This is a genomic window from Psychrobacter sp. 5A.1, assembly GCF_030407455.1.
GTDB lineage: Bacteria > Pseudomonadota > Gammaproteobacteria > Pseudomonadales > Moraxellaceae > Psychrobacter.
The window spans coordinates 15,609-38,566 of sequence record NZ_JASDDJ010000029.1 but is presented as its reverse complement, the minus strand read 5'-3'; the positions used below and the strand labels follow the sequence as shown (position 1 = coordinate 38,566).

Annotated in this window: 19 protein-coding genes; 14 read left to right on the top strand and 5 right to left on the bottom strand. The window is 44.7% G+C overall.

Going from position 1 to position 22,958, the window contains the following annotated elements; all coding sequences use genetic code 11:
- Positions 1-178 precede the first annotated feature (178 nt).
- Together QL982_RS08250 and QL982_RS08245 are read left to right on the top strand one after the other, a co-directional pair.
- Positions 179-1,015 carry a hypothetical protein gene (locus QL982_RS08250; protein ID WP_290162811.1) on the top strand — a complete coding sequence of 279 codons (837 nt, stop codon included), beginning with the start codon at positions 179-181 and terminating at the stop codon, positions 1,013-1,015.
- Positions 1,016-1,220: 205 nt separating this feature from the next.
- Positions 1,221-1,457, top strand: a complete 237-nt coding sequence (locus QL982_RS08245) for a hypothetical protein (RefSeq protein WP_290162810.1) — start codon at positions 1,221-1,223, stop codon at positions 1,455-1,457.
- Positions 1,458-1,543: 86 nt separating this feature from the next.
- Here the strand turns inward: QL982_RS08245 and miaB are convergent, their stop codons facing one another.
- Positions 1,544-3,034 (bottom strand): tRNA (N6-isopentenyl adenosine(37)-C2)-methylthiotransferase MiaB, encoded by a 1,491-nt coding sequence (gene miaB, locus QL982_RS08240; RefSeq protein ID WP_290162808.1) that lies wholly within the window; start codon positions 3,032-3,034, stop codon positions 1,544-1,546.
- 360 nt (positions 3,035-3,394) lie between these two features.
- Between miaB and QL982_RS08235 the strand changes: the two genes are divergently transcribed.
- From QL982_RS08235 to QL982_RS08220, 4 genes are all read left to right on the top strand, one after another.
- The gene (locus QL982_RS08235; RefSeq protein ID WP_290162806.1) at positions 3,395-5,515 is read left to right on the top strand and encodes a lytic transglycosylase domain-containing protein; all 2,121 of its coding nucleotides are present in this window, start codon (positions 3,395-3,397) and stop codon (positions 5,513-5,515) included.
- Positions 5,516-6,156: 641 nt separating this feature from the next.
- The gene (locus tag QL982_RS08230) at positions 6,157-6,972 is read left to right on the top strand and encodes a hypothetical protein (RefSeq protein ID WP_290162804.1); all 816 of its coding nucleotides are present in this window, start codon (positions 6,157-6,159) and stop codon (positions 6,970-6,972) included.
- Positions 6,973-7,343: 371 nt separating this feature from the next.
- Entirely contained in the window at positions 7,344-8,333 is a 990-nt protein-coding gene (locus QL982_RS08225; protein WP_290162803.1) for a malate dehydrogenase, read from the top strand.
- 283 nt (positions 8,334-8,616) lie between these two features.
- Positions 8,617-8,856, top strand: coding sequence for a DUF2789 domain-containing protein (locus QL982_RS08220; protein ID WP_290162801.1), 240 nt, complete (start codon positions 8,617-8,619; stop codon positions 8,854-8,856).
- 82 nt (positions 8,857-8,938) lie between these two features.
- Here the strand turns inward: QL982_RS08220 and ribF are convergent, their stop codons facing one another.
- Positions 8,939-10,030 (bottom strand): riboflavin biosynthesis protein RibF, encoded by a 1,092-nt coding sequence (gene ribF / locus QL982_RS08215; RefSeq protein ID WP_290162799.1) that lies wholly within the window; start codon positions 10,028-10,030, stop codon positions 8,939-8,941.
- 160 nt (positions 10,031-10,190) lie between these two features.
- Between ribF and QL982_RS08210 the strand changes: the two genes are divergently transcribed.
- The gene (locus QL982_RS08210; protein WP_290162797.1) at positions 10,191-10,814 is read left to right on the top strand and encodes a GNAT family N-acetyltransferase; all 624 of its coding nucleotides are present in this window, start codon (positions 10,191-10,193) and stop codon (positions 10,812-10,814) included.
- 11 nt (positions 10,815-10,825) lie between these two features.
- On the opposite strand, the gene QL982_RS08205 is transcribed toward QL982_RS08210, so the two are convergent.
- The 3 genes from QL982_RS08205 to ampD all read right to left on the bottom strand — a co-directional run bounded on the left by QL982_RS08205 (position 10,826) and on the right by ampD (position 13,884).
- Positions 10,826-11,485, bottom strand: coding sequence for a hypothetical protein (locus tag QL982_RS08205; RefSeq protein ID WP_290162795.1), 660 nt, complete (start codon positions 11,483-11,485; stop codon positions 10,826-10,828).
- A gap of 125 nt (positions 11,486-11,610) precedes the next feature.
- A complete protein-coding gene (murJ, locus tag QL982_RS08200) occupies positions 11,611-13,161 on the bottom strand; it encodes a murein biosynthesis integral membrane protein MurJ (protein WP_290162793.1) in 1,551 nt (516 codons plus the stop codon).
- A gap of 111 nt (positions 13,162-13,272) precedes the next feature.
- A complete protein-coding gene (gene ampD, locus QL982_RS08195; RefSeq protein WP_290162791.1) occupies positions 13,273-13,884 on the bottom strand; it encodes a 1,6-anhydro-N-acetylmuramyl-L-alanine amidase AmpD in 612 nt (203 codons plus the stop codon).
- 163 nt (positions 13,885-14,047) lie between these two features.
- On the opposite strand from ampD, the gene QL982_RS08190 reads away from it, so the two are divergent.
- From QL982_RS08190 to murC, 7 genes are all read left to right on the top strand, one after another.
- The gene (locus tag QL982_RS08190; RefSeq protein ID WP_290162789.1) at positions 14,048-16,234 is read left to right on the top strand and encodes a DUF4105 domain-containing protein; all 2,187 of its coding nucleotides are present in this window, start codon (positions 14,048-14,050) and stop codon (positions 16,232-16,234) included.
- 75 nt (positions 16,235-16,309) lie between these two features.
- Positions 16,310-17,170: an SDR family oxidoreductase gene (locus QL982_RS08185; protein WP_290162787.1), complete on the top strand. Its 861-nt coding sequence runs from the start codon at positions 16,310-16,312 to the stop codon at positions 17,168-17,170.
- Between the two features lie 85 nt (positions 17,171-17,255).
- Positions 17,256-18,278, top strand: a complete 1,023-nt coding sequence (locus QL982_RS08180) for a hypothetical protein (protein ID WP_290162785.1) — start codon at positions 17,256-17,258, stop codon at positions 18,276-18,278.
- Positions 18,279-18,339: 61 nt separating this feature from the next.
- A complete protein-coding gene (pyrE, locus tag QL982_RS08175) occupies positions 18,340-19,044 on the top strand; it encodes an orotate phosphoribosyltransferase (protein ID WP_290162783.1) in 705 nt (234 codons plus the stop codon).
- 52 nt (positions 19,045-19,096) lie between these two features.
- Positions 19,097-20,068, top strand: coding sequence for a glutathione synthase (gene gshB / locus QL982_RS08170; protein ID WP_290162781.1), 972 nt, complete (start codon positions 19,097-19,099; stop codon positions 20,066-20,068).
- 278 nt (positions 20,069-20,346) lie between these two features.
- Positions 20,347-21,432, top strand: a complete 1,086-nt coding sequence (gene murG, locus QL982_RS08165; RefSeq protein WP_290162780.1) for an undecaprenyldiphospho-muramoylpentapeptide beta-N-acetylglucosaminyltransferase — start codon at positions 20,347-20,349, stop codon at positions 21,430-21,432.
- 68 nt (positions 21,433-21,500) lie between these two features.
- Entirely contained in the window at positions 21,501-22,940 is a 1,440-nt protein-coding gene (gene murC / locus QL982_RS08160; protein WP_290162779.1) for a UDP-N-acetylmuramate--L-alanine ligase, read from the top strand.
- Positions 22,941-22,958: the final 18 nt, after the last annotated feature.

Here is a 22,958-nt window from a genome sequence, read left to right as displayed (position 1 = left end):
GCAGATAATATCGAGATATTAGTCAGCTATTTGACGCCATTTGGCAAGATTTAGCCATTTTTAACCCATTTAGATAAATATTGATTGAATTGAGGACATGCCCTAACAATGTATGCGTATGAACGCTTTTTAAGCACTATATCAACCTGATAAATTGCAATAGATAGGGGAGGGATTTATGGTAACCGTCCAAATTGAAAGTCACAATAGTTTACCAGCCTTAGAGTTATTAGCTTTATATAAAGGTCAGCATATCGATCACTTGGAGGTGCGATGTGATAAGGCAGTCACAACTCAATATACACATTTACTGAAAGAGATAGCATCGATAACGCAATTAACTGTATGGAGCCCTATGACTCGAACGGCTTTGCGTGATTGCTTTTCAATTGGAAGTTTAGAGATATTGAATTTATTTGAGTTAGTGTTGCCAGGTAAGGTCATCGATACTTCTAAAGCAACGAATTTGAGGGTGGTAAATATTAGTTTCCCATCAAAAATTGATATGCGTATTTTTGCAAGATTGCCCAATTTAACTGAAATGATAACGCATGGTACAGATTTCTCAACTGAGCTGTTGGCCCATCTCATTGACAAACCCTTAACAAGGATTGAATTAGAGGGTTCTCATCTTAGCACTGATATGGTGGGTATTATTTCTAGCTCAAAGACTATCACTCATCTAAGTGTAGCGAGTACGGGATTGACAGGTAAAGGATTAGCGCAAATCACCAAAATGTCACAATTAGAGTGGCTGGATATTTGGAATACTAAAGTTCGAGCTGATGATTTGGAAATCTTAACTAAATTACAAAATTTAAGCTACTTATCCATTGGTGGTTATCTTGGACAAAGATACTTAGATATAGAAAAAGCAATTTCAAAGCTAATAAAAATACCAAATTTAACATCTTTATGGATTGATAATATTTTACTAACGGATGAGCAGCTTTCTAGGTTAAGAAAGCATATTAAGCTTGTTTTATATAATTATGAAGATAATTACGGTGAATAGATTATACAAAATGGTAAAGACTAGCAGCGGAGTTTTTGAGCAAGTTTTCCATATTTAGGTTTTTAAAAGAACCTCATAAAAAATCAGGAGAGTGAACATGTCAGAAACCAATGTAACAAAAAATTTACACAAATGGCAACTTATAATCAGTGAACCAGCATTAAAGAAAATGGCTCACTGCTGACACAAATAATGAGAAAAAATAATGAGCTTAAAACAAACCTTAAAAAAGGCTAAACAGATTGAGCGGCAGTTAGAGCAGCAAGCTGAAACAGGTGCCCAGCACTCACTAGGCACAGTCAAACCGCGCAACTATTTGGCATTGGACCCACTGTTAAGAAAAGGTGGTATTCATGAAAAAGAGGATATCGATATCGTCCGAAAAAAACGCCGCCGTGAGACTAAGCAGCAGCTACGGAAGACAGATTGGTTATCAGAATAATGATGGTTAACATTCACGCACAAAAAAGCCGTTCGCTATTATAGTGAACGGCTTTTTTATTCTTACTCAAACTTATAATTCAACAGTTACGCCAATATTTCGATTAGCTCACCTTTGACCATGTGCGGACTGACAAAATCAGTAATACGTACGCTCACGAGTTTACCCAACATCTCATCCATTTTCTCAATATCATGAGGGAACATAACGGTACGGGTATTATCTGCCGTGCCGATTAAGCAGTCAGGATGGCGGTTGGCAACTTGCTCCACCAAGACGCGAGTCGTGGTGCCGACCATCTCATGCGTTTTCGCTAGCGTTGAGTCAATGATGACTTTTTGGAATTCTGCCAAGCGCTCTTTTTTAGTTTTGAAACTCACATCATCTGGCAACTCTGCCGCTGGCGTGCCTGGCCGCTTAGAGTAGATAAAGCTATAAGAGTGATCGAAATTCAATTCTTTTGCCAAGTTCAACGTATCTTGGAAATCTTGATCCGTCTCACCAGGGAAGCCAATGATAAAGTCACTCGATAAGTGAATATCAGGACGAATGGCTTTAAGCTTATTGATCTGATTGATATACACATCAATCGTATGGTTGCGCTTCATCGCTGCCAAGATAGCGTTTGAGCCACTCTGAACAGGTAAATGTAAGTGTGAAACCAGCTCTGGCAATTGTGCATACGCATCAATGATGTCATCAGTGAACTCTAGCGGATGGCTGGTCGTATAGCGAATACGCTCAACACCATCGACATGCGAGACATAGTGCAACAGCTCAGCGAAACGGCAAATGCTGCCATCGTCTTTTTCGCCGCGATAACCGTTGACGTTTTGACCCAACAGGTTGATTTCACGGATACCTTGAGCGGCAAGGCTGTCAATCTCAGCCAAGACGTCATCAAGTGGACGAGACAATTCTTCACCACGCGTATAAGGCACTACGCAGAATGAGCAATATTTTGAGCAGCCTTCCATGATAGAGACAAAGGCTTTGTAGCCTTCTACTCTTGGCTCGGGTAAGAAATCAAACTTTTCGATGCTAGGGAATGACACATCAATTGTACCAATACGATTTTTAGGCGCAATTTCACGTTGCTCGTTTGATTGATCATACAACTCTGGCAGACGATGCAAGGTTTGCGGGCCAAAAACCATATCGACATAAGGCGCACGTTTTTGAATGTTGTCGCCTTCTTGTGAGGCCACGCAACCACCGACGCCAATGACGAGGTCAGGGCGTTTTTCTTTTAGTTTGCGCCAGCGACCCAATTCTGAAAATACTTTCTCTTGCGCTTTTTCGCGGATAGAGCAGGTATTCATTAGCAGTACATCGGCTTCGTCGATATCATGCGTGACTTCCATACCGTGGGAGTCACCGAGCACGTCGAGCATTTTGCCAGAGTCATAAACATTCATCTGACAGCCTTGGGTAGTGACAAAGACCTTTTTTGTTGCTGGTTTTTCGACAGGCGCTTGGGCTGAACTTGCTTCATTGAGTGCAGTGACAGCAGGCGCGCTTGCGATTGTTTCAGCAGCAGCGTCTTTGATGCGGGGGTTGAATACAGTAACACTCATAAGGATAAGTCCATGATTGACCAAAAATATAGCGGGGTAGACGATTAACAGGTGGCGTATTTTATCACAACCCTCTACCAATGTGAAAAATTAGCACAGGCGATGGGCCATCAATATGATAAATAATTCATAGCAGTATCAATTATTTACTGTCATTCATATTGCTATTCATAAAAACTGCTGATAAAAACCGAACCTCATTATCACCTCTATGTTACACCGTACTGTCCTATTTATTAACAAAAGGTAAAGGCGATAGTTGAAAGTGCAATGATTATAGTATGATGTTTGCTATACCCTTGGCGGTACTTAGCGAGCCGTTATTCATATATTTATAGAGATATCATAAAGAGAGTCAGTATGACAAAGTTGCGTGTTGCGTATAGCATCAAGGATGAGCAGTCTATCAATCAAAAGCACGCATCAAAGCGGCTCACAGTAGGTACGCTACGGATGAGCGCGCTGAGTATGGCAACAGCAGTGAGCGTGCTAGGCATATCGCAAGTCGCTTGTGCAGAGCTGACATGGGGCGATGGCGAGAGCTACCAATCAGAAAACAATTATCAGCAAGACGGTAGTATTGACACATTTATGTCAGCAGCCGTTGCAGCGGACCGAGGTGATGTTAGTGCACTTTATGGTTATGAGCAAGCGATGAGCGGTGGTTTGTTTGCAATGTATCCAACTTACTGGCGAATGAATCTAGATCTTAATTCACAGAGCTCAGCGGCTGTCTCACAGTTTGTGCGTCAGTATCCAGACACTGTTATGGCTGAGAAATTGGTGGCTGATTTTGCGGAGACCAAAGCAGGGTCGAATGATTATGCCTCGGTCAGACAAGTAGCCAGTTTGATTACCAATGCTGATGCCAGTGAGCGTTGCGCCGTGGCGCTTGGGTTTAATGATGGTGGTGATACCATGCGTGCAATGGCCGCCAAATCTGATGTATGGCTGACCACCAAAAAGCAGCCAGCGTTGTGTGAGCAATTAGCGATGGAGATGAATAACAACGCGCTGATCAGCGATCAAGATCGCGCCGCACGTCTCAAGCGCATGCTGCGTAAAGGTAAAACAGGCGACATTATGGCATTGTCATCACGCCTTGGCACACCGATTGCTTATTCTGCCTTGAGTGACGTTCAGCTAAATCCCTCTGCATTTTTTAGCCGTTTTGGTCGCGAGCCTGCCAGTCAAACCAATCAATACCTATACATGTATGCAATCGGCCGTATGGCTGACAAGTCTTATCGTGAGGCTGCACTACAGTTAGATTTTGATATCAAACAAGACAACCAGCGTGCCATCAAATTGTTGAATGACGAAACCCGTCGTTACGCTTATCGCACACTTGGGGTGCAGCGTATGAACCACAATACTGATGATGGTTTTAATGCTGAAGCAGTGGATTGGTTTCGCAACAGTTTAGACAACGACTTTAATTTTGAAGAAGCTGAAGACTATGCCATGGCAGCGATTCGCTTTGGCCGTTGGGATGATGTGGTAGAAGCCATTGCAAAAATGGATGGTGAAACTCAAAAAGAGAACCAGTGGCAATATTGGCTAGCTCGTGCTTATGAGCAGTCAAGCGATAGCAGCAAGCGCAATACGTCTAAAAAAATGTATCAAAACCTAGCAAAAAGTAATGATTATTATGGCCTGATGGCAAAAGACAGAGCAGGTCAGCGTTTTGATGCCAGCCGTTTAGGTGGTAGTAATTTGCCTAACGTGAGTACTGCTGACCGTGCACGCGTCATGCAGGATGGCAACTTCGCTCGTGCTTTTGCCTTATACAACTCTGATGCCAGCCGCGCTTATGCCAACCGCGAGTGGAACTGGGCGGTGAAGCAAGCTCGCGACAATCGTGATGACAATCTGATCATTGCTGCTGCTCGTCAAGCCTATGATATGGGCTGGCTCGATCGAGCGATTTATGCGGTTGATAATACCGATAGAGTTGACAGCCTAGCACTTTCGCATCCGATGCCGCACCAAGATGCCGTAGTGCGCTATAGCCAGTCCGCTGGTATCGATCCAGCGTGGGCTTACGGTATTATGCGTCAAGAGAGTCGCTTTGTGACTTCAGCACGCTCAAATGTTGGGGCAAGTGGACTGATGCAGGTCATGCCTGATACAGCGAAATATATCGCTCGTAATCTAGGTGAAACTTATAGTGCTAGCCGTGCTAATAGTGGTGATACCAATATCCGCTATGGCACATGGTATATGGGTGATATCTTGGGTAAGCTCAACTATCAACCAGTATTGGCCACCGCAGGATATAACGCTGGCCCTAGCAATGCTAAGCGCTGGCAGCCCGTTTATGGTTCAATCGCCGCAGATCAGTATGTTGAATCAATTGCCTTTCCTGAGACCCGTAACTACGTCAAGCATGTGATGGAAAACGCCACCATCTACAGTAGTCTGTTGGGTCGCAGTCAGCCGATTAGTCAGCGTATGGGTACGGTGCCTGCTGGACTTTAATCACTGAATTTGTATGTGACAGACCACTAATGATGTATTGTTAGTGGTCTATTTTTATGTGCTGCTTTTATGTGCCACGGCTAAATTAAAACAACCATCACTTAAGGCGTGTCATCAATTATAGTAAATCCAGCATAAAAGCGATATATATGACCATCCTGTTTTATTGGTATAGTCGATGCTAAATAAAATGAATACACGCCCTAGTCCATATCTCGGTATTATCTGCACTATGTTTCTCGTTTGACGGCAATTTATCTCATTTTTATCACCATTTTTAAAATGAGGACAGACCCTATATAAATTTCCTCACTGGCTGTTCGCAAGCGTGAGAGAGGCTTCGAAAAATTTACCCCAGTAGAATGGTATTTTTTTTAAAATGGAGCGACTATATCTGCTCAAGGTGTCTCTCCGGTCAGCCCTTAATCAACATTATTTCTAGATCTATGGTATTTTCTGACGCTTGCGCCCACGTTTACGTTTTTGCTATAGATTAAAAAAAACGTTTTGTTACCATTGCCTCAATGGAAAACCATATCTTTCAGTCTTGTTCTTAGATCAATGCGTGCTTAATATCTTGAGCACAACGATTTAAGTGATAGCCTATGTCTTATCATTGCTAACTAACTGCCTTCAGTCCTATGATCAAAAAATACTTTCGTCTGTCTGTGTCGCCGAAAACCAAGTATTCGCTATTTACTCGGATACGCTCGTTATCGAATGCAGAGGAAAATACAAAGACAGACACACACTTAAGCATCAAGACTGCCAATTTTTTGGTGCAATTGCGTGCAAACTTGGCAGGCAGGCACAGTATGGCGAGTATCAAAGCAACGACGAGTTTTGGCGCTTTATGGATCATACAAGGCATCATGCTACTACCCGCACAGGCGGCTAGTACGATCAAAACTGGTCAGCGTGTATTGATGGTTGAGATGACACCAGCATTATGTAGCCTACAGCCGACGCGGGCACGTATGCGGCAGTGTTTAGAAGGATATTCGTTAACCGTCTCAGGTTTGGATATGGGATACGGTGAGCGTTGCGGGCGTGGTAGTGAGCCACGACTCACGCCGCTACAGCTAAAAGTCGTCAATCGCATCATGCCTGATACAACAGTACGCAGCCAAGCGTGGCAGCGCTACGGTGTTTGTAGCCCGCTGAGCGCCAGCAGTTATTTTCGTCAAATCACCAACTATGCTGGTGGGTTGAAATTACCAAATGAGCTAAATACTGGCAACAGTTACACGGTATCCAAGTCGCGCTTTATTGGTCAGATGACCCGCCTGAATAGTGGTATGAGCTCAAACAGTGTTGACCTCATCTGCCAAGAGGGTAGCCGACGGCAGTCGATATTGACGGATATCCATGTGTGTTATGAAGGGAGTAGTTTTGGCACTTGTCAGGATATTGTGGACAGCTGCGGCAGTAAGTTTATCATTTCAGGCGGTAGCTAGCTTTCATTTACGCCCCTGCTTAAATACCTCTTTCGATATTATTTAATCTAGGCCACACCTTAGTCTGACAGTATTAGCGTCTTGTTTTGACCATCCTATCTATCCATAATACAGTGATAATGCACATCATTATCGCGTCTTTCTCTGGTGCTTTATTCATAAGTGCTTAGCCTATATAACACCTACTCTGTATAAAATGTAACAATATAATCCCTGATGGGTCTATTACTGTATCTAGACGGTCACTGGGATGAAGTGCTACACTAACCCTCGGTTTATAGATGCTGCTATGCAGCGAACAAGTCGATATCTAAAACGATAATCATCCATCAGAATCATGAATTATCTAATCATCAATTAGGGAGTATTCAATGTCAATGAAACAGCCTTTACGTGTTGCCGTCACTGGTGCCGCTGGTAATATCAGCTACGCGATGCTATTTCGTATTGCATCTGGCGAGATGCTAGGTAAAGATCAGCCAGTTATTTTGCAATTGCTTGAAATCGCCCCAGCACTTGACGCCCTAAAAGGTGTGGTCATGGAGTTAGAAGACTGTGCATTCCCATTATTGGCCGGTATCGTTCAAACTGATGATGCGACCGTTGCATTCAAAGATGTTGACTATGCTTTGCTAGTCGGTTCACGTCCTCGTGGCCCAGGTATGGAACGTAAAGATTTGCTAGAAGCCAATGCTGCGATTTTCTCAGCACAAGGTAAAGCATTGAACGAAGTCGCTAGCCGTGATGTAAAAGTATTGGTAGTCGGTAACCCTGCCAACACCAACGCACTTATCGCTCAGCGTAACGCGCCAGATCTTGACCCACGTAACTTCACTGCAATGACTCGTCTAGACCACAACCGTGCTATGGCACAGTTGGCTGGCAAAACTGACAGCACTGTAAATGACGTGAAAAAAATGATCATCTGGGGTAACCACTCATCAACTCAGTATCCAGATCTAACGGCTTGTACTGTAAACGGTAAGCCAGCTTTAGATCTAGTTGATCGTACTTGGTACGAAGCGACTTATATCCCAGAAGTACAACAGCGCGGTGCAGCGATCATTAAAGCTCGCGGTGCATCATCTGCCGCCTCTGCTGCCAACGCTGCTATCGCACACATGCGTACGTGGGCACTTGGTACTGATGAGAACGATTGGGTATCTATGGGTGTTTACTCTAACGGCGAATATGGTATCGCGGAAGGTTTGATCTACTCATTCCCATGCACCTGTACTAACGGCGACTGGTCTATCGTAGACGGCGTTGATGTATCATCAGATTTCTCTAAAGAGAAAATGGCTGCGACTGAGCAAGAGCTTAGCGAAGAGCGTGATGCAGTAGCACACTTACTACCATAAGTAGATATTTTGCTTAAATGGTAAGACTAAAAGCAGCACATAAAAAAGCCCTCTGAAATATGAGGGCTTTTTTTATGTCTGTGAAAAATAGGAAAATGGAAGCAACCTAATTCACTCTCTTAAATTGCTAAAAGCCGTTTACCGTTAATACAATTGATAACGTTAGATAAACGTTGATTAACAGCTATTAAACTAAAGCTTGCTACAATAAATGTGTCAATGTGAATAATAAACACGCTAAACAATAAGTACGACCCTATTCGTACCATTTAAGGAGAAAGTTATGTTGGGTGAACCAGAATACAATATGAATGAGTTATTTGCTCAATTAGGTCTAGACAGCTCTGATGAAGCGATTGATAAATTCGTCACAGAGCACCAATTATCCAGCGAAGAAAAACTGACAGAGTCTAGCATTTGGACGGACAATCAGCGTATGTTCTTGCAAGAAGAATGGCAGAAAGATGCGGAATGGGTAGAAGTTATCGATGACTTAAATGTGCGTATGCATCCTGATGCCTAAACGCAAATAAGCGCATTATGATAAAACCCACAATAGTTATAGCTATTGTGGGTTTTTTTGTGTAAGTAAGAGATAACAAACGCTAAATTTGCTTTTCGCGCCACTCAAGGAGATCAGCGACATCTTGGTGAATACCCGCTTTTAACGCTGCTAATCCATCATAGCGACGCTCACCATGTAAATAGTGCAGGAAGCGCACTTGTAAATTCAACCCGTATAAATCAGCCTGTAACGTCGGGAAATGGACTTCTAAACGCCAGTCACTGCCTTTATCAATAGAGGGCCTAATACCAATGCTGGCTGTGCCAAACAGACTATGTGGACGCAACCCAGCCACACCTGTACGGTCATCAGTGGCAAGGGCGGTCAAACCTTCAGCTATCACATTGCCATGGTCATCTAAGCTCACCACGTCGACCGCAAAGATACCGTGCAAAGCAGGTTTGATTCGCTGCAAATCGATATTTGCGGTAGGGAAGTCCATGGTGCGACCAATCTGGTCACCACCCACGACCAACCCTGTGATCGCGTATTCGCGACCGAGTAGCCTATTGGCTGCTTGAATATCACCTGCCAACAATAAATCACGAACGCGCGTAGAGCTGATACGGGCAGCGTCGCTATTGATGTCAGCAGTATGGTCGTCAATAACATTATCGCTATCAATGCAATGAGTATTGCCATCAGTGACCGTATGCAGATTGGTCACATGCAAACCATAATCACGCAAAAACTGACTGTCGCCAGTACGGTCATGGCCAAAGCGAAAATCATCACCCAGTACCAATGCTTTGACGTTTAAACGCGTGGCCAATATATCCGCAAATGCTTGTGCTGATAGCGAACGAAACGCCGTATCAAAACCTGCCACGATCAATGTTTCAACGCCATACTCTGCCAGCAATGCTTTTTTTTCTGCCAGATTGGTCAGACGTGCAGGTGCTTTGGCGGGTGCAAAAAACTCACGGGGTTGTGGCTCAAATATCATGACCGCTGCGCCCAAGTTTTGGGTGTACGCAATCTCACGAACTTGGGCTAGCATTGCTTGGTGACCAAGGTGAACACCGTCAAAATTGCCGATAGTAAGCACGCAGGGTGCCAGCTCTACTAAGTCAGCGTCCGTAGATGAAATGTTTGGCGACGAAATCAGTTGCTCAAGAAAATAGGTTTTCATAAGTTTTCAGCTATGATGAGACCAAATAAAAAACGAAAAAACACATCTATACTTAAAATTGATGTGTCTAAAACCAGCCATTATAAAGTAAAATAGCCACACTAACATCCTATAGTCTACGCGTAATACCAATCACAATGCCAACAACGATGGAGATCCTATGTCTGATGCTGCCTTGAATGCTATCCCAACTGATCTGTTGACATATCAGCTCACCGATCAGTTTCTGGTGCAGCGTGCGAGTAAAGAAGACTTATCAGAAGTCTTGGCCATTTATAATCAAAGCATCCCTAGCAAACAAGCAACGGCTAACCTTGCCTTGGTAACCGTAGATGAGCGTGCTGCTTGGTTTGATGAGCATCTAAGCAGCCTCACCAGACCCATCTATGTGGTCAAAATGGCGCGAGAAGACGGTGATACAGCGCCAGCGAAGTCGCAGGTAGTCGCATGGGGTAGCTTTAGTGATTTGTATGCGCGTACGGCTTATCATATCAGTACTGAGGTTAGTATTTATCTGAATCAAGATTATCAAGGTAAAGGATTGGGCAGTTTGTTGACACGCTGGATGTTGACCGAAGCACCAAACTTAGGAATTCGAAACGTCATCGCGCTTGTTTTTGCTCACAATCAGCCAAGTTTAGGATTGTTCCGTAAGCTTGGCTTTGAGCAATGGGGTTATATGCCAGCCGTTTGCGATATGGAAGGGTTTATCGCTGATGTCGTGATGCTTGGCAAAGCAGTCACGTCAGACGATATCTCAGATAAAGCGTCTGAAACAATTTAACTTAAGATGCCTTAACCTAAAATCTTCCATTGGCCTTCTATCTTTTGTAGCTGATAGGTCAATGGTGCAGGATCGCTCTGTCCTTTGAGCATCAACTCGCCAGTAATGGTGGCACGAGTTTTGTCATCATTATACTTGGTATCAGTAATCGTAACGCCATCGACAGTTTGCTGAAACGCAGACTGAGTATTGGTCAGCGCTTCTTCGAAATTGGCCATGTCCACTTGGTAATATGATGCCGCATCCTTCACCTCACCATAATACAAGCTGTTTAAGGCCTGTTTGACAGTGTGTTCTGGCGTACCAGCTTGAGTCGGGTTGGTTACTAGGCTTTTCTGTTTAGTTGCATCAGTGACTGGATTAATATTGTCACTATCAATCGCTGTCTTGTCTTCAGCGCTATCTGTAATTTCATCTGCTTCGCTATCACTGTCATCGGTCATCGCTTGGTCAGTCGTATCATTGTTTAATGGGACGTCTTCTGAGGTATCAATGACCGCTGCTACGTCTTCGTTATCGGCAGTATTGGTATCGACAGTTTCAGTATTGGCGGCCGTTTCTGTATCGGTAGGCTCATTATTGCTGCAACCGCTAAGCAGTAATCCAGTGCTCAGCATACCTGTCACGAGTAGGATGGGTAAGCGCTTGGAGATTGGCTGTTTCGTCGTCATATTAAACCTCAAATTTCATATATGCATTAGTGGTCAATTATGACAATGATCAGCGGCAAGCATTGTCATTTCTCATAACAGGCTTGTCTTGGTTTCGTAAGCCTATTTTTTGTCCTTGCTTTTATTTATCCATGCTTGAGCTGGCGAGGACGGAAACCCATTGCTAGCAAGACCACGCCATAGACCAGCGCACCCACTGCACACATAATGATTAGTGCGACGATACGTTGCCACTGGGCGTCGTCAGTAGGGAAGTAAGGCAGCATGATATAAAGGACGCTAATCATGGAAGCAGTTGCAACCGCAAATTGTGTGAACAGTTTTTTCCAATGAGGGCCAAAACGGAAAATATCGCGCTTGTGCAAGAAGTAATATAGCAAGCCTGCGTTCACAAATGCCGCACCTGTGGTTGCCAATGCCAAACCACCGTGTAGCGGAATCTCTAAAAAATAGAAAATACCAATAAAAATAACACTAAAGACCATATTGGCTATAACGGAGATGATACCGATTTTTACAGGCGTTCGAGTGTCTTGACGTGCAAAAAAAGCAGGGGCAAATATCTTAATCAACATAAATCCTAAGATGCCACCAGCCATACTACGCAATGCCAGTGAGCTCATTTGTGCATCACGTAAGGTGAATTCACCACGTAAAAACAGCGCTTGCATTAATACATCTGCCAGTACGAATAGCGCAGCAGAGGCAGGCACACCGACCAAGATGATGAGACGCGCTGCCCAGTCGATGGTTTTTCTAAAATTGACATCGTCTTTTTGAGCATCACTTTTTGACAGACTTGGCAAAATAACTGTACCAATTGCCACGCCAATCAATCCTAGTGGCAGCTCGCTCATACGCTCTGCAGCATACAACCAAGAAACCGACCCACCAATCATTAATGAGGCAAAAATGGTGTTTAATAGTAAATTAATCTGAGTGACAGAAACACCAAAAATAGCAGGGAGCATGAGCTTTAAAATACGGCGAACGCCTTCATGCTGAAAGTCAATCTTTGGCGCGACCAGCAGTTTTTGTTGCCAGAGCTGCGGCAGTTGAATCAAGAATTGTAGCAAACCTGCGATAGCGACGGCATAACCGAGTGCCATGATAGGCGTATCGAACATCGGTGCGAAAATCAGTGCACCACCAATCATGCACAAGTTTAATAACACTGGTGCAAAGGCAGGTGCGGCAAAACGGCCGTAGCTTTGCAAAATACCACTGGCAAAAGCCGTCATAGAAATGAAGAGCAAATACGGAAAGGTTAGGCGCAGTAATTCAGCAGTGATGGCAAATTTATCGGGTTGATCGGTAAATCCAGGGGCAAACAATGTCACGACCCAAGGGGCGATCAGGATAACCACCACCGTCAGCATCGATAACACTAGCAGCAATGCGCCTGAGGTGCGACTGACTAAAATTTGTACTTGCTGTAGGCTGTATTTTTCTTTGTATTCGGATAGAACAGGTACGAAAGCTTGGCTAAAAGCGCCTTCTGCAAATAGACGTCGCAAAAAGTTGGGTATCTTAAAGGCGACCAAAAAGGCATCCATCAAACCACCTGCCCCAAAAACCCCTAGCAATACGACATCACGTACCAAACCTAAAATACGCGACAACATGGTCATACTGCTGACCACCATGGTTGAACGAAATAACCGACTTTTTGCCATGAGAACCTATCTTGCTGAGTTGTATATTGGGTTGTGTGATGATTTGCTGTGTTGAAAAACTGACGAATTATAGCACTTTCATAATCGAGATAAATGGATTGAATGTGGAAATCATTTTTGCGATGACGGTGCATCATTTTTTGCTGCATCAGCAATTAATTGTCGTAATCTTGTCCATTCAAAATAATCACCGGGATCGGTCTTACGTCCTGGTGCAATATCGCTATGTCCTGTCAAGTGACGACGAGTTTTGGGATAAGCCTCGTAGATAGCGCTGACGACCTGTGCGAGCCTGTCATATTGCCTGTCAGTGAAAGCCGTAAAATCCGACCCTTCAAGTTCGATACCAATGCTATAATTGTTACATTCAGGTCGCCCCAAGTAGCTTGATCGACCCGCATGCCAAGCGCGCTCGTTAAAGTTCACAAACTGAGTGATTGAACCATCACGTTCGATAAATAGATGTGCAGAAACTTCGGCCCCTTCTATGGTTTTAAAGTAGGAATGGGCATTCCAATCTAGTTGATTGGTAAACAGCGCCTTAACGTAGTGAGTGCCATCAGTGTCGCAAGCGCCGAACTCGTTGGGTGGCAAGCTGATATTATGAATGACGATAGTGTCGATATTCATATCTGCTGGTCGCATATTTTTGTTGGGCGATGCGAGCCATGTGGCTGCAGATAATAAGCCATCTTTAATAGTCATTGAGGATGATTTAGACATAGTATTCTCTTTTACTAAAATTTATCAAACACGCCCAGAGATTTAAACGATCTAGGTCGAAAACGGGTTTTGGATTGTTTTATTTAACATTACATTAGGTATTATTAGTCAGCTCCTAATCACGCTATCAGCGTATGAATAATAACGTGCGAGGTTTTATCTCATGGCTACAAAGCCTATGTCTCTATCAGTCGATTGTACCTTAACAATAACGTGCCAACGAGCATGTTTGCCACTTGCTATCGCTGGGTTACTATTCTCTGGCCAAGCACAGGCTTTTTTGCCAACGCCAGACTCGCTAGTAACGACAGGTGAATTGGCGAGTGAGCCACAAGCGACGATAGATAGTAATGCGGCACATACCGTGGTATATAACATGCCACATGATGACGTTGCAGAAGAAACTAATAGCACGCAAAGTATGCAAGGCGTACAAGACAGCAGTGCTCAACCGTTATTAGCCACGTGGCGCACACAAGCAAAAACAGAAAATCTGGCACAGCATACAACATGGCGACGATTACTGTATTTCTTTGATGATCAAAAGAACTTAATTGGTAAGAAAAAAAACACCAGTATGGTTGATGATGCTGGTTTCTTTTTAAGTGAAAATGGCCGGAGTGATTCAGGTGCAGAGCTTGATGCGCTGCTTGTTGCCCTTGCCGACGAAATGCAGGCCGCTACTAACCAAGAAACTGCTAATAAAAATTCTGCCCAAATAGGTGACGGACTTTCTGTCAGTAGTCGTGCTGTCGGTAGCAACTCTGTACTATGCCGTTTTCCAGCGCGAGTACAATGGCTGACTGATACGTTGAATATTGACGACACTGTGCTACAAGCTGACTGTCCAGAGCTAGATAAGTGGATGCAGACCATTGCACCTGAGCAGCTGTCTTTCATGTTTGCACAAGAGTATTTGGACAATCCTCTTTCAGCGTTTGCTCATACTCTACTGCGTATCGACTCAAAAGAAAGCGTCGCTGATCCTAGCCAAATTCATCACGCTCATGCGTTGAATTATACGGTAGATGGCAATCCTGAGGATAGCTTTCCGATATACTCCGTCAAGTCAATGATTGGTGCTTATGACAGTCTTATTGAGATTGATCCTTATCCTGAAAAGCTCGTTAATTATTTACAGGGAGATGAGCGCGATACCTGGACCTATCAATTGGATCTGACGCCAAGCGAAGTTCAGCAAATCATGTTGCATGTCTGGGAAACCAAAGATTTAAAGTTACCGTATTACTTCACCACAGATAATTGCGCGTCTGAAGTGTTGCGTCTAATTGACGTCGTGCGCCCGCAGCAGCATTTATTGAGTAGATTGCCTTATGCGGTCATTCCTTCAGATGTCGTGCAGTTACTGAATAGTGAAGGTTTGCTTGCCAGCAGTATTTACACCCCAGCTGATAGTACCTTGCGCCAATCTCAGTTAAATAAGGTGAAGCAGCAGCGTGAGCAACTTGGCTATCACAACAGCGCCACACAGACGATTGATGAGATAAAATCTGCTCAGCTCAATGCTGTCTCGAGCATGTCAGCTGACAAACAAACATTACTGCCGACTAGCATCGTTGTATCAGACAATAACCCTATTGACAGACATCCTCTAACATTGGGGAGCATCGGGATAGGGCAGCGCGGTGACAATAGCTATATCGATTTGGGCTTGCGGGCAGGGTTTCATGATACGCTTGACCGCTCTTCAGGATATCCACAGTTTTTTAATTTAGAAGGCATTGCGGCGACCTTACGTTTATATGACACAGATAATGATAAAGCCAATCAGCCAAAAAATGTGGTCTTGCAAAATGCCACGTTAATTCGCGGTCGCTCTTTTAATCCTGTTAATTCTGCCAAAAAAGGTAAAACGTGGGGCGCAAGTATCGAGGCGACGCGCGTGAATGACGGTTCGCAGAAAGACGGTACAGACCATTTAGTGGGGAGCGTGGGCTACGAGACAGGGTGGTCTTGGGCATTTGGAACGCCTACTGCAGGAACTGGTGAGATGCCGCCGCAGTTATGCTACACCTTATTGTCCGGCACGACGCAAGTAGGTCGTGGTATCAATAAAGGCTTTCGTGTCGGTGCAGGCGTGAATGCGGGCTGTCGTTATCAAATTAACAATCAGTTACGCGCACAGGCTGAATTGCAACTGCCATATTGGTATCATGGCAGCAGCGATGAGTCGAACGTTCGCGGTCATTATTGGCAACCGATATCGACACTAGGTCTGCAATACGATATTGATAAAAAACAAGCATTGCGTATTAATGCCAATTACGAATTGCAAGAACGTATCGATGCCAATGAAGATATACAGCTGTCATACAGACGCTATTTTTAGACATTGATTTAGGCATTAATTTAAAAAAAATTGCTTCTAAGCGCCGTAATGGTTGTATAAAGGGAAGAGTTATTTATGAATATGCAAAATTTACTGATTATTGGGCAAGGTGATATTGGATTACCAGTGACCAATAAGCTTGCGCAGGATGGCTTGAATGTCACGGGTCTGGCTCGTGGTGAGCGGTATGATTATGCGTTGGATGATAAAGCCATGTTCAAACAAGCCGATGCATTAACGCTGACTGCTCAAGTCTTACAAGGTTTTACGCATATTGCCATTATCGTGACCCCTGACGAGTATTCAACCAGCGGCTATCACAACAGTTATCTAGCGATCTGTCAGCACTTGGCAAATCTTGCAGAAAATCTGACCAACCTTGAGCGTGTGGTATTCATCTCTTCTACTGGTGTCTATGGTCAGGACAGTGGTGAGTGGATTGATGAGCATACTGCACCCATCACGCCTGCGCGCGACGCGTCAAAGGTCATATTGCAAGCAGAACAAGCGTTGCAACAGGGCTTTGGAGATAAAGCCGTGGTCATTCGTCCCAGCGGTATCTATGGGCGCGAGCGGTTAATGCGACTACGGAAGGCTCGCGAGCCACACAAAGAGCCAGTGCCCGCTAGCCATTGGAGCAATCGTATTATGGATCGCGATTTGGTCAATATTATTGCCCATGTATTGACGATAGAAGCACCAAAGCCAATATATCTAGCGACAGACTATCGACCTGTTACTACGTTTGAGCTAGGGGTTTGGCTCAGTGAGCAAGTTGGCGAGACGCCTCCTACTATTGATGACAAAAAAACATCAGTGACAGGAAAACGCTTGCACAGCAACATTCCGTTAGCTTGGCTTGATTATGCTGATTGGCAAACAGGCTACCGTGATATTTTGACCCATCAAGAGTCAGCCTCTAAAAGTAAGTTTTAAAGCGTAAAATAGCCGTTTGGTTTGATCGTTCTCATCCGTTTTATACTTTATATCCGTTTTATACCTCATAATCTATGGAGATTTCATGACCCAGCCTTCTACTTCTGATGACCGTTTGTCTCATGCTAATCTGGCAGCAGAAGGCGGTAAGCTGGCAGAAAGTCATGTGCAAAAAAAGGCTGAGCAATCGTCTATGTTGGCTGATTCACAGCAGCCTGCGATCGTACATCCTAACTTTGATCCCAAACAGTTCCCCCTTGATCCTGCCAGACCCTTGAGCGATATTCCAGAGCCTGCTCGCCGCCTAAATGGTCAATTGCGTCGGCTTTATGGTAACTCTACGCGGTTTTATCAGCCCAATGCAGACAGTTTGTCAAAGTGGTCGTTGATGGCTTCAGAAGCCTTAGCTGAGCATTTGTCGTTGCTGACTGCGGCACGGCTTGTCGAGTTGCCTGACAGTTTTTATCAGAATCATAGCGAGCAGCCATTATTGCCATTATTATCGGATATGACGTTGTTAGATATGTCAGATATTCAGCAGGCGATTCGTGCTCATCCAACACTGACCCGTTATGGGTTTTTGCCTACTGATAGTTCCACAGTGGTTGAATCAGATAACGGCTCAGATAATGACAGCAAGGCTGAAAAGCCTGCAGTGTCTATGCGAGCATTGACCAAGCGTTATAATCCTGATGAGCTGCTCAATAGTTTGTATGCCGATGATTGGCAAGTAGTGTTGCAACCGCAGCAGTTTGAGACAGGCGAGGGCAGTTTGGCGACGGATATCATGGCATGTAGCGTGGCCGTTCAGGCTTTAAAGCACTGTAGTACCCGTCAAAGTATCAATCATAGTTATAGCGCGGCGCAAATTTGCCAGCATGTGCGTAGCTATTTGCTCAGTCAGATCATTTGTGAGCCGTCGCAGCGCCACGCATATCGCCAGATTCGATTATTTGCTGGTCACATTATTGTTGCCGCTTATCATTTGGGCTGGGAGATACAAGTACGAGCCGATGGTCAGAGCTATTTTAATATCTCGTCGCGTAGTGGCTTGTTGACTCGCTACGCCAATATGCAGGATTATGAGATCAATGGTTGGTCAAGCTGATCAATAATGCGTACAATAATGCAAATTTTTTGCCCCTCTTTTTGCTGATAGGAATGTCATAATGTCTCATGTATCACGCCCTCAAGACCCTACGTTTTCATCTCATCAATTTATTCAACTGGCTCTCGACAACCAAGTACTTAAATTCGGTGAGTTTGTCCTCAAGTCTGGTCGTATCAGTCCGTATTTTTTTAATGCAGGTTTGCTTGCGACGGGCGAGATGCTGTCGTTACTCGCACGCGGTTATGCAGATGCCTTAGCTGAGCAAATGAGTGCGGTAAATGATGGTGTTGATGCGCAAGAGCTGGTCATTTTTGGTGCGGCATATAAGGGTATTCCTTTTGTCGCAGCGACGGCACAAGCGTTATGGCTACATCATGGCATCAACGCCAAATGGGGCTATAACCGCAAAGAAGCCAAAACGCATGGCGAAGGCGGTAATTTGGTAGGTGCTGACGTAAATGGCAAGGCCGTTTGGGTGCTCGATGATGTCATTACAGCTGGTACAGCCATGCGCGAAGTGGTTGAGATTTTAGAGCAAGCAGGTGCCAGCGTTGCCGGTATCATCGTCGCGCTTGATCGTAAAGAAAAAGGTCAAGCTGAGCACTCTGCGATTCAAGAGCTTGCTGCGACCTTACAAGTGCCTGTGCGTGCATTGGTTGATATCGATGATTTAATCAGTTATTTGGCAGACGAAGATAGCCAATACAAAGACGCGACCCAGTTAGCCAAAATGCAACACTACCGTGAACAGTACGGCGTATAGTTAGGCACTGAGCCTGTTTTATACTAATAATATAACGTAAGTGAGTCTTATCATGAGCCGACAAAACCAAGAAAAACCGCTAAAAATACTCGTTATTATGGATCCGATCGAGCGAGTCAATTATAAAAAAGACACCAGTCTCGCTATGATGTGGGCCGCTCAAGACCGTGGCCATCAGCTTGGTTACTGTCAGATTCATGACCTGTGGTTGGACCGTGGTCAGTTGATGGTTGATACGCAGCCATTGACAGTAAAGCGTGATCCTGCAGATTTCTATACATTGGGTGACAAAAGCACAGGGCCAGTCGGCGACTATGACGTGATTTTGATGCGTAAAGATCCACCGTTTGATATGCGCTTTATTTATGCCACTTATATGCTTGACCATGCTAAAGCAGCAGGCGTGCTCGTGGTCAATGATCCACAAGCAATTCGCGACTGCAATGAAAAGTTATTTGCGACGTGGTTTAGCGATTATATGAGCCCAACGATTGTGACCAGCAAACAAGCACACATTCGTAAGTTCATCGCTGAACAGCAGGACGTCATCGTCAAGCCATTAGATGGTATGGGCGGCACTGGTATTTTTCGTTTAACTGCTGATAGCCCAAACATCGGAGTGACGTTAGAGATACTGACTGAGCTCGAGACTTTGCCCATCATGGCGCAGCGTTATTTGCCAGAAATTAAAGAAGGCGATAAGCGCGTATTGATCGTCGATGGCGTCGTGGTAGATTATAGTTTGGCTCGTATTCCAACCAAAGGCGAGACCCGTGGTAATCTAGCAGCTGGTGGTAGCGGTGTTGCCATGCCATTGACTGATATCGAACGCCAAGTAGCAGAAGTTGTGGCACCAATCGTCAAAGAAAAAGGCCTAATGTTCGTTGGTCTAGACTTGATCGGTGGGCGCATCACTGAGATTAACGTTACTAGCCCAACATGCGTACGTGAGATTGATGACCAATGCGGTACAGATATCGCAACCGATTTTATCATGGCGATTGAGAATAAATTTACTGCGTAGCTTTAGCTATACTCAGGAATATTTTGACTACGTAAAACCCATATTTTGAGGTATTGTTAGTCATTGATTTTTCTTACCGTTTATTAGCATGACACGACGCCAAGCCGTGACCGATCATGGCTTGGATTTTTGTTATTTTTGCTGCATAAAGTACTGTATATAAGCCAATGATTTCCTCTATACTATGCGGGCTTTGGCCATGGCATATTTTCAATGAGTGACATCACGGCAGCGGGATAAACCCTTCATATAAATAAAGTAAAGATAGGCAGGCGTTCATGAAAACACCGCATATATTAATGATGGCAGCTGGTACAGGCGGGCATGTTTTCCCAGCGCTTGCAGTGAGCGATGAGTTGACCCAACGCGGTGCGGTGATTCACTGGTTGGGAACGCCAAACGGTATGGAAAATGGGTTGGTTGAGCCGGCAGGTTATCCCTTTCATGCCATTAATATGCAAGGGCTTCGTGGTAAAGGCGTTGGTCGCCTATTGAAGCTGCCTGTGACTCTGCTATCGGCGACGATGGCTGCCGTAAAAGTGATACGTAGTAATCAGATTGATGTGGTCGTTGGGTTCGGTGGTTATGTCACTGCACCCGGCGGTATCGCTGCGCGCATGACCAACACACCATTGATTATCCATGAGCAAAATGCCATCGCTGGCATGAGCAATCGCTACCTATCTAAGCTGTCGACCAAGACATTACAAGCGTTTGAGAATACCTTTGCCAATAGTCAGCAAGATGCCAAGCTTGAGACAGTGGGCAATCCTGTGCGTAATGCCATCACTGGTGTGTCAGAGCCAACGGTACGCTATGATGTAAGTGACAGTTCACCGCTTAAACTGTTGGTAGTGGGCGGTTCACTTGGTGCTCAGGTATTAAATGATACAGTACCAAAGGCATTAGCATTACTAGATCAACCATTTGAAGTGCTGCACCAGTGTGGCCGCAATAATGAAGCAGCCACGCAAGCGGCTTATAGCGACCAAGACCTAAGTCGTCATCAGTTTACCGTACAGCCATTCATCGATGATATGGCTGCGGCGTATAACTGGGCAGATATCATCGTTTGCCGTGCAGGGGCATTGACGGTCACCGAAATTCAAAACGTCGGAATTGCCGCTGTTTTTGTCCCATTGCCACATGCCGTTGATGATCATCAAACAGCCAATGCGCGTACGCTGACCTCACATGATGCTGCAATTTTGTTGCCGCAGTCAGAGCTGACAGCCAAGAGTCTGAGTGACGAGCTTGGCGTGCTCAATCGAGAGAAATGCTTAGCGATGGCAAAAAAAGGCCATGCCTTAGCCAATCGTAGTGCGAGTAAGCAAGTGGCTGATATTATTTGGCAGGCACTGTAACCTGCAATCTATACCTCATCATTTTTAATTTACCAAATTTTATTGACCTTTAATAAAGAGAGATCCTTATGTCCACCTCTGCGAAAGCTCTACCTAAGCGTTTGATTGAAATACCAGAAATGCGCCGTATTCAGCATTTGCATTTTGTCGGTATTGGTGGCTCAGGCATGTGCGGTATCGCTGAGGTAATGAACAATCAAGGCTATCAAGTCAGTGGTTCTGACATCGCAGAGAGTCTGGTGACTAAGCGTCTACAACAAATTGGCATCGAGATATCGATTGGCCATGACTCCAAAAACATCGCCAATGCTGACGTTATCGTTGTCTCATCAGCGATTGATCGTAGCAATCCTGAGATAAAAGCAGCGCTTGAAGCTCGCCTGCCAGTAGTACGCCGCGCCGATATGCTTGGCGAGTTAATGCGCTATCGTCATGGTATTGCGGTTGCTGGCGCGCACGGCAAAACGACGACGACCAGTTTGCTCACCACGATGATGGCAGAAGGACAACTAGATCCTACCTATGTCATCGGTGGTAAGTTAAATGCGTCAGGCAAAAATGCAGCATTGGGTAGCAGCCGTTTCTTGGTAGCAGAAGCCGATGAGTCTGATGCATCATTCTTGTCATTGCACCCGATGGCGGCGATTGTGACCAACATTGACCAAGATCACATGGAAACTTATGAGAACAGCTTTGATAAATTAAAAGCCGCCTATATCCAGTTTCTACAAAACATGCCGTTTTATGGTTTGGCAGTGGTCTGCGGTGATGATCCTGAGCTATATGCAATGATTGATGATATTGGTCGTCCCGTATTGACCTTTGGTCTTGAGCCGTTCAATGATGTGCAAGGTGTTGATTTAGTGACTGAAGGCACTAAAACCCACTTTACCGTACTGCGCCGTGACCGTGAACCATTGCGCCTGACGTTGAACATCCCTGGTACACATAATGTCTATAACGCCCTTGCTGCCATCACTATGGCAACCGATGAAGGCGTTGATGATGCAGCGATTGAGCGTGCTCTGCAAAAGTTTGAAGGTGTGGGTCGTCGTTTTGAGCAGCATGCCTCTGTCGACATCGATGATGGCAATGTCTTATTAATTGATGATTATGGTCATCATCCAAAAGAAGTCGATGCGACCATCAAAGCGGCTCGTCAAAGTTTCCCTGATCGTCGTTTAGTGATGTTATTTCAGCCGCATCGTTACAGCCGCACGCGTGATTGTTACGATGATTTTGTGGAAGTGCTATCGAGTGTTGATGAGCTATTGTTATTAGATGTTTATTCAGCAGGTGAGAGTCCGATTACGGGCGCTGATACCAAATCACTAGCGCGTAGTATCCGTTTGCGCGGTGAAGTTGAACCGACTATCATTGATAAAGACAATCTAGCCCCTGTTATGCAGCGTTTGTTAAAAGCCAACGATATGCTGATTACCCAAGGCGCTGGTAATGTTGGGCAGATTGCTATCGATTTGGCTGCCAATAACCTTTATATTAAGTAAGCTAAAATTTAGGGACGA

Coding starts and splice junctions, on each gene's coding strand:
- ribF (WP_290162799.1), bottom strand. CDS start 10,030: ATGAAAACCTATTTTCTTGAGCAACTGATTTCGTCGCCAAACATTTCA.
- QL982_RS08185 (WP_290162787.1), top strand. CDS start 16,310: ATGAATATGCAAAATTTACTGATTATTGGGCAAGGTGATATTGGATTA.
- QL982_RS08250 (WP_290162811.1), top strand. CDS start 179: ATGGTAACCGTCCAAATTGAAAGTCACAATAGTTTACCAGCCTTAGAG.
- QL982_RS08230 (WP_290162804.1), top strand. CDS start 6,157: ATGATCAAAAAATACTTTCGTCTGTCTGTGTCGCCGAAAACCAAGTAT.
- QL982_RS08245 (WP_290162810.1), top strand. CDS start 1,221: ATGAGCTTAAAACAAACCTTAAAAAAGGCTAAACAGATTGAGCGGCAG.
- murC (WP_290162779.1), top strand. CDS start 21,501: ATGTCCACCTCTGCGAAAGCTCTACCTAAGCGTTTGATTGAAATACCA.
- QL982_RS08220 (WP_290162801.1), top strand. CDS start 8,617: ATGTTGGGTGAACCAGAATACAATATGAATGAGTTATTTGCTCAATTA.
- QL982_RS08235 (WP_290162806.1), top strand. CDS start 3,395: ATGACAAAGTTGCGTGTTGCGTATAGCATCAAGGATGAGCAGTCTATC.
- gshB (WP_290162781.1), top strand. CDS start 19,097: ATGAGCCGACAAAACCAAGAAAAACCGCTAAAAATACTCGTTATTATG.
- miaB (WP_290162808.1), bottom strand. CDS start 3,034: ATGAGTGTTACTGTATTCAACCCCCGCATCAAAGACGCTGCTGCTGAA.
- ampD (WP_290162791.1), bottom strand. CDS start 13,884: ATGTCTAAATCATCCTCAATGACTATTAAAGATGGCTTATTATCTGCA.
- murG (WP_290162780.1), top strand. CDS start 20,347: ATGAAAACACCGCATATATTAATGATGGCAGCTGGTACAGGCGGGCAT.
- QL982_RS08180 (WP_290162785.1), top strand. CDS start 17,256: ATGACCCAGCCTTCTACTTCTGATGACCGTTTGTCTCATGCTAATCTG.
- QL982_RS08190 (WP_290162789.1), top strand. CDS start 14,048: ATGGCTACAAAGCCTATGTCTCTATCAGTCGATTGTACCTTAACAATA.
- QL982_RS08205 (WP_290162795.1), bottom strand. CDS start 11,485: ATGACGACGAAACAGCCAATCTCCAAGCGCTTACCCATCCTACTCGTG.
- QL982_RS08210 (WP_290162797.1), top strand. CDS start 10,191: ATGTCTGATGCTGCCTTGAATGCTATCCCAACTGATCTGTTGACATAT.
- pyrE (WP_290162783.1), top strand. CDS start 18,340: ATGTCTCATGTATCACGCCCTCAAGACCCTACGTTTTCATCTCATCAA.
- murJ (WP_290162793.1), bottom strand. CDS start 13,161: ATGGCAAAAAGTCGGTTATTTCGTTCAACCATGGTGGTCAGCAGTATG.
- QL982_RS08225 (WP_290162803.1), top strand. CDS start 7,344: ATGTCAATGAAACAGCCTTTACGTGTTGCCGTCACTGGTGCCGCTGGT.